The organism is Huintestinicola butyrica, from assembly GCF_025567215.1.
GTDB lineage: Bacteria > Bacillota > Clostridia > Oscillospirales > Ruminococcaceae > Huintestinicola > Huintestinicola butyrica.
In genome coordinates this window covers 1-4,367 of record NZ_JAOQKB010000027.1, presented here as the reverse complement: position 1 = coordinate 4,367, position 4,367 = coordinate 1, and the positions used below count along the sequence as shown (strand labels likewise).

Here is a 4,367-nt window from a genome sequence, read left to right as displayed (position 1 = left end):
ATTAGCACCTGTTACTTTCAGATGATGTACAAGTCCGCTGTCCTTATCTACTCCGATATGAGCCTTATATCCAAAGTGCCATTGATTGCCTTTCTTCACAGAATGAGCGTCCTTATCACGCTTTTTATCCTTGTTTTTTGTCGATGAGGGTGCAGCAATAAGAGTGGAATCCACTATCGTTCCACGCTTTAATATCAAGCCTTTTTCGCTGAGAATATCTATTACCTGATGAAACAGCTTTTCCTGTAATCCGTTCTCAACAAGTATATTTCTGAATCTTCCGATAGTATCCCCGTCGGGAACCTGATTGGGTGAATCTACTCCGCAGAAATCTGAAAATGCACGGCTGTCTATTACCTCGTTCATTACTTTCATATCGGAAAGGTCATAAAGGTTCTGAAGAAGAAATATGCGAAGCATCAGCTCAAGGTCGTAGGGCTTGTTTCCGTGCTCTCCTTTGTAATAGCACGGTCTGATTATCCCTATCCACTCGTCAAATGGTATTATCCGCTCTATCTTTTCAAGAAATTCTTTTTTGCTTGTTCTGGCCTACGCCAGTTCATCGCTTATAAGCGAGAATGTTAGTTGTTTATTCATAACTATATTATACCATTTTTCTTCCTGATTTTCAATGGTTTGTGCGGTATTGCCCTAAATCACCATAGTCTTCAAGAAATTTCCTTGCAGCCGGAAATAATTCACAGCCAAGCTTTGTATATCCTTCCTCATATTTAGTTAGGTCAATTTTTCTTCCCTCATACCATCCGGCTTTCCTAAGCTGCTGCTTTGCTATATCTGTCAACATTTTACTTTTCTCCTTTATCTATTAATTCTTTAAATGTTTTTTCACAATTTTTGCAAAGATTCCAATAAACCCCATCATCTATATTAATGCATTTAAACGACATTTTCTTCCATTCAGCACCATTCATTATTGCTTGGCGCACACTCCAAACCTCTGCACAATTTTCTACTCGCCAAGACTTTTGATAGCTTGGCTTTTCTAATTCACTTTTACCAAATAAATCTGTGTACCTATTGTCTTTGACCGCTTTGTTCTTGGTAAGTTCGATTGCATCTCTTAATTTTACCATTTGATTCCTCCTGACATACCATTTCCCGTAAACGGAAGATCTTCCGGCTTATATCCTTTACTAAACGTTTTGCCGTCAACCTGTACACCATTCATTCCGTTGCCATACGGTACTTTCAGAGTTTCCGGATTCACCTTAAATATTTACCCATATCAAACTTCGCCGCCCCCGAAATCTCTTTCAAGGGCGGCTTTGTTTTACAGCCTGTTTACTATAATTTTTGTACTGAATTATAAGTATTTTTTTACTTTTTTCTTAAACATAGTTCTGCCTTTACCTGCTTTTAGATCTTCCCAACTTGCCCTGCCGTATTCTTCACCATAGTATTCATTCCAAAGCTGGTCGGAATTTTCTGCCCACAATCCATCAAAATACCAGTTTACAAAAAATCTTCCGTCTTCTGAGATGTAAATAAAGATATTTCCGTGATTTATCAATCCTACCCTTAATACTTTTTGACCAAATAACTCATAAACCATTTCTTCAAGCTCCCTATCTCTATGACCGCAACAATTAGCAACATTGATCAAGCTTCTGTTAATTGAAGTTGTAGGATTACCATTCATATCTGTAACCGGTGATATATATTTATCTTGTATATCTAAATCACCATATTCTTCAAGGAACTTCCTTGCAGCCGGAAATAATTCACAGCCAAGCTTTGCATATCCTTCCTCATATTTAGTTAAGTCAATTTTTCTTCCCTCATACCATCCGGCTTTCCTAAGCTGCTGCTTTGCTATTTCTATTAACATATCACTTTTCTCCTATAACATATTTTTTCACATACCGTTTCCTTTTGACTCTTTTTTCTCCTGCCATAATTTTACTCCACGTTAATATAAATACCCCATTTTCGGTATACAATGAATCCCACAATTCATCACTATTTTCGTAAAGCAAGCCAGCGTCTCTGTAAAACTTTCCACTTTCAGAAATATAAATATATACTTCATCACATTCAAGCAATACAGGAATGGTCATTTCACCGACAAGTACATCCAGGTCAAATTTTTTGTTATTATAAAACAAATCCTTTAAACAAGTGGTATGATGTTCAGAGAATATCTTTTCATTATGTCCGATATATTTGTCTGTTATGTCAAGTTCTCCATACTCTTCCATGAATTTCTTTGCAGAATCAAATACTGAATATCCCAATTCTTCAAGATATCTAACATTTTCAGTTATGTTTATTTTTCTACCTTCATACCAGCCTGCTGAAGTTAAATGTTTTGCAGATATTTCACTTATCATTATTCTTCTCCTATCTCATATAGTTTTTCAAATGTAATCTGACAATTTGAGCATGGCGGTTTATTCATATCTGTTCTTATATCAACGCACCTAAATGAAATATTGTCCCAAACTGCACCATTCATTATTGCCTGACGTACGCTCCAAATCTCTGCACAATTTTCTACTCGCCAAGTCTTTTGATAACTTGGTTTTTCTAATTCACTTTTACCAAATAAATCTGTGTATCTATTGTCTTTGACTGCTTTGTTTTTGGTAAGTTCGATTGCATCTCTTAATTTTACCATTTGATTCCTCCTGACATACCATTTCCCGTAAACGGTAGATCTTCCGGCTTATATCCATTTCTGTCAACCACTCTTGTAAGCCTGTCAAGCAGATTATACTCATAAGAAGTTGAACCGAAAGGAGTTGTGACCTTTGTAAGTCTGCAAGCGTTATCGTAAGAATAGCTTACATAATTTCCGTCGGGATAATCCACACGGGTCAGACCTTCCATAAGGTCATATGTAAACATGGTTGTGCCTGTGCTGTTATTGTTGGTTTGGCTTGAACGTCTGTAGTGATAAGTTCCATGCTAACTCAACGCTTACCAAACAGTCTGCAAATCTTTGACAACAATTTATTCTGTTGCCTTAGCACTTTACTGCTATGGACTGATTCTTCTTTTGAATCAGTTGACTTTAGTTTTCTATTTTCTCTTATCCACTCATTCATTACCCAGATAAATTCTTTTCGAGATATTGATATTGATTCTTCGTTTTCAACATCAACTATGCACGTAATTCTTACATTTTCAGATTGAATTTTAATAGCATATGCGTTTCCACTTACCTCGTAATTTTCATATCTCATTATATCATTGAAGTATTCAAAGTGATGACCAAACACCAATTGGCTATCTGTTACTAAAAACCCTGACAAAATTTCATTATTAGGCATAAAATCAAACACTAATATATGAGAAAAGCCGTCAACACTTACTTTGCGTATTGAATAATTAATCATACCCTACTCCTTAATATACTGGGAATGCACTTATTATCTTACCATTGGAATCAATTCCTCACCCATCAAAATATATCCAACAGGTTCAAGTGATGTAAGCACACAAAATTGTCACAATCATTCAAAAAAGATATTAAGTTCTTTAAACGAGTTAATGCATTCGGTTATTTTATCACCAAACCAATATGAAAGCTTCTCTCTCATTGATTTATCTAATTTGATAAATGTATTTGTCTGACATTTTTTATAATAAATTTCTTTCATAAACTCAATCTGATCGTTGTTCATTTCATAATATTTTTTCCAATATTGAATTGCATCTGGTTCTTTATATAAATATGGAAGTAAAATATTATTGCTTTTTTTCATTAAATCTTTTTCAGATTGATTTGAGTACACGTGAAAGTTATCACCCCAAAAAGCAATAGAAGCTGCAGGCAAAACATCATTTCCTTTTTCAATCAATAAATACTGCATAGCTTCACTTTTAGCAAGATCACAAACTTTTTTCTCAACATTACAAAATAACTGATGCAATATTTCATTTTCACCAAACAAATAATCATCATCATTTTGTATCATACAGATAAAATTATCTCTGCCAAAACTTATTACCCCCCTCACCCCTTCGAAATCCTGAAACAAATAATTCATATCATCCCATGATTGCTCACTTGATAACAGCTCATATTTACCATTCATTATTGCATGTGCTATTGAAGCCAAAATACATCTGTTATATATTATGTTCATTTGTGTAAATTCAAAAATTTTTTCCATATTTTCTAGTCCCTAATAAATTTTACAAATAGTTTTATCAAAATTTCGCAAGCGTAGTAATGAAGCGGATTTGTAAGGCCTAACAAACAAAATAGCCATTACAAAATATAGAAACAGCCAACCAACTTTGATATAATGATAGATTGTCAAGTCAAGTGCAACAAAATCAGAGAAAAAATTTTTTGAGCACCTCAAAGGGAGTAAGGAAATTGAGACGTTTTCTCGGAC

The 4,367-nt window shown here is 34.5% G+C and carries 8 protein-coding genes and 1 pseudogene; all 9 read right to left on the bottom strand.

Annotated elements, in window-relative coordinates:
- Positions 1-597 (bottom strand): annotated as a pseudogene (locus OCV68_RS14635) (IS5 family transposase); the annotation flags it as partial.
- 31 nt (positions 598-628) lie between these two features.
- Positions 629-805 carry an SUKH-3 domain-containing protein gene (locus OCV68_RS14630; protein ID WP_262573805.1) on the bottom strand — a complete coding sequence of 59 codons (177 nt, stop codon included), beginning with the start codon at positions 803-805 and terminating at the stop codon, positions 629-631.
- A gap of 1 nt (position 806) precedes the next feature.
- On the bottom strand, positions 807-1,094 hold the full coding sequence (locus tag OCV68_RS14625; protein ID WP_262573803.1) for a hypothetical protein: 288 nt from the start codon (positions 1,092-1,094) through the stop codon (positions 807-809).
- 230 nt (positions 1,095-1,324) lie between these two features.
- Positions 1,325-1,849 carry an SUKH-3 domain-containing protein gene (locus OCV68_RS14620; protein WP_262573801.1) on the bottom strand — a complete coding sequence of 175 codons (525 nt, stop codon included), beginning with the start codon at positions 1,847-1,849 and terminating at the stop codon, positions 1,325-1,327.
- A gap of 1 nt (position 1,850) precedes the next feature.
- On the bottom strand, positions 1,851-2,351 hold the full coding sequence (locus OCV68_RS14615) for an SUKH-3 domain-containing protein (protein ID WP_262573799.1): 501 nt from the start codon (positions 2,349-2,351) through the stop codon (positions 1,851-1,853).
- Positions 2,351-2,638, bottom strand: a complete 288-nt coding sequence (locus OCV68_RS14610) for a hypothetical protein (RefSeq protein WP_262573797.1) — start codon at positions 2,636-2,638, stop codon at positions 2,351-2,353. The genes OCV68_RS14615 and OCV68_RS14610 overlap by 1 nt, the downstream gene beginning before the upstream one ends.
- Entirely contained in the window at positions 2,632-2,868 is a 237-nt protein-coding gene (locus tag OCV68_RS14605; protein ID WP_262573795.1) for an RHS repeat domain-containing protein, read from the bottom strand. The genes OCV68_RS14610 and OCV68_RS14605 overlap by 7 nt, the downstream gene beginning before the upstream one ends.
- A 65-nt stretch (positions 2,869-2,933) precedes the next feature.
- Positions 2,934-3,359: a hypothetical protein gene (locus tag OCV68_RS14600; protein ID WP_262573793.1), complete on the bottom strand. Its 426-nt coding sequence runs from the start codon at positions 3,357-3,359 to the stop codon at positions 2,934-2,936.
- A gap of 117 nt (positions 3,360-3,476) precedes the next feature.
- The gene (locus OCV68_RS14595) at positions 3,477-4,139 is read right to left on the bottom strand and encodes a hypothetical protein (RefSeq protein ID WP_178161739.1); all 663 of its coding nucleotides are present in this window, start codon (positions 4,137-4,139) and stop codon (positions 3,477-3,479) included.
- Positions 4,140-4,367 lie beyond the last annotated feature (228 nt).

Bases quoted from the DNA above. Each gene is read 5' to 3' on its own strand.
- OCV68_RS14630 (WP_262573805.1), bottom strand. From the start codon at position 805: ATGTTGACAGATATAGCAAAGCAGCAGCTTAGGAAAGCCGGATGGTAT.
- OCV68_RS14625 (WP_262573803.1), bottom strand. From the start codon at position 1,094: ATGGTAAAATTAAGAGATGCAATCGAACTTACCAAGAACAAAGCGGTC.
- OCV68_RS14620 (WP_262573801.1), bottom strand. From the start codon at position 1,849: ATGTTAATAGAAATAGCAAAGCAGCAGCTTAGGAAAGCCGGATGGTAT.
- OCV68_RS14615 (WP_262573799.1), bottom strand. From the start codon at position 2,351: ATGATAAGTGAAATATCTGCAAAACATTTAACTTCAGCAGGCTGGTAT.
- OCV68_RS14610 (WP_262573797.1), bottom strand. From the start codon at position 2,638: ATGGTAAAATTAAGAGATGCAATCGAACTTACCAAAAACAAAGCAGTC.
- OCV68_RS14605 (WP_262573795.1), bottom strand. From the start codon at position 2,868: ATGTTTACATATGACCTTATGGAAGGTCTGACCCGTGTGGATTATCCC.
- OCV68_RS14600 (WP_262573793.1), bottom strand. From the start codon at position 3,359: ATGATTAATTATTCAATACGCAAAGTAAGTGTTGACGGCTTTTCTCAT.
- OCV68_RS14595 (WP_178161739.1), bottom strand. From the start codon at position 4,139: ATGGAAAAAATTTTTGAATTTACACAAATGAACATAATATATAACAGA.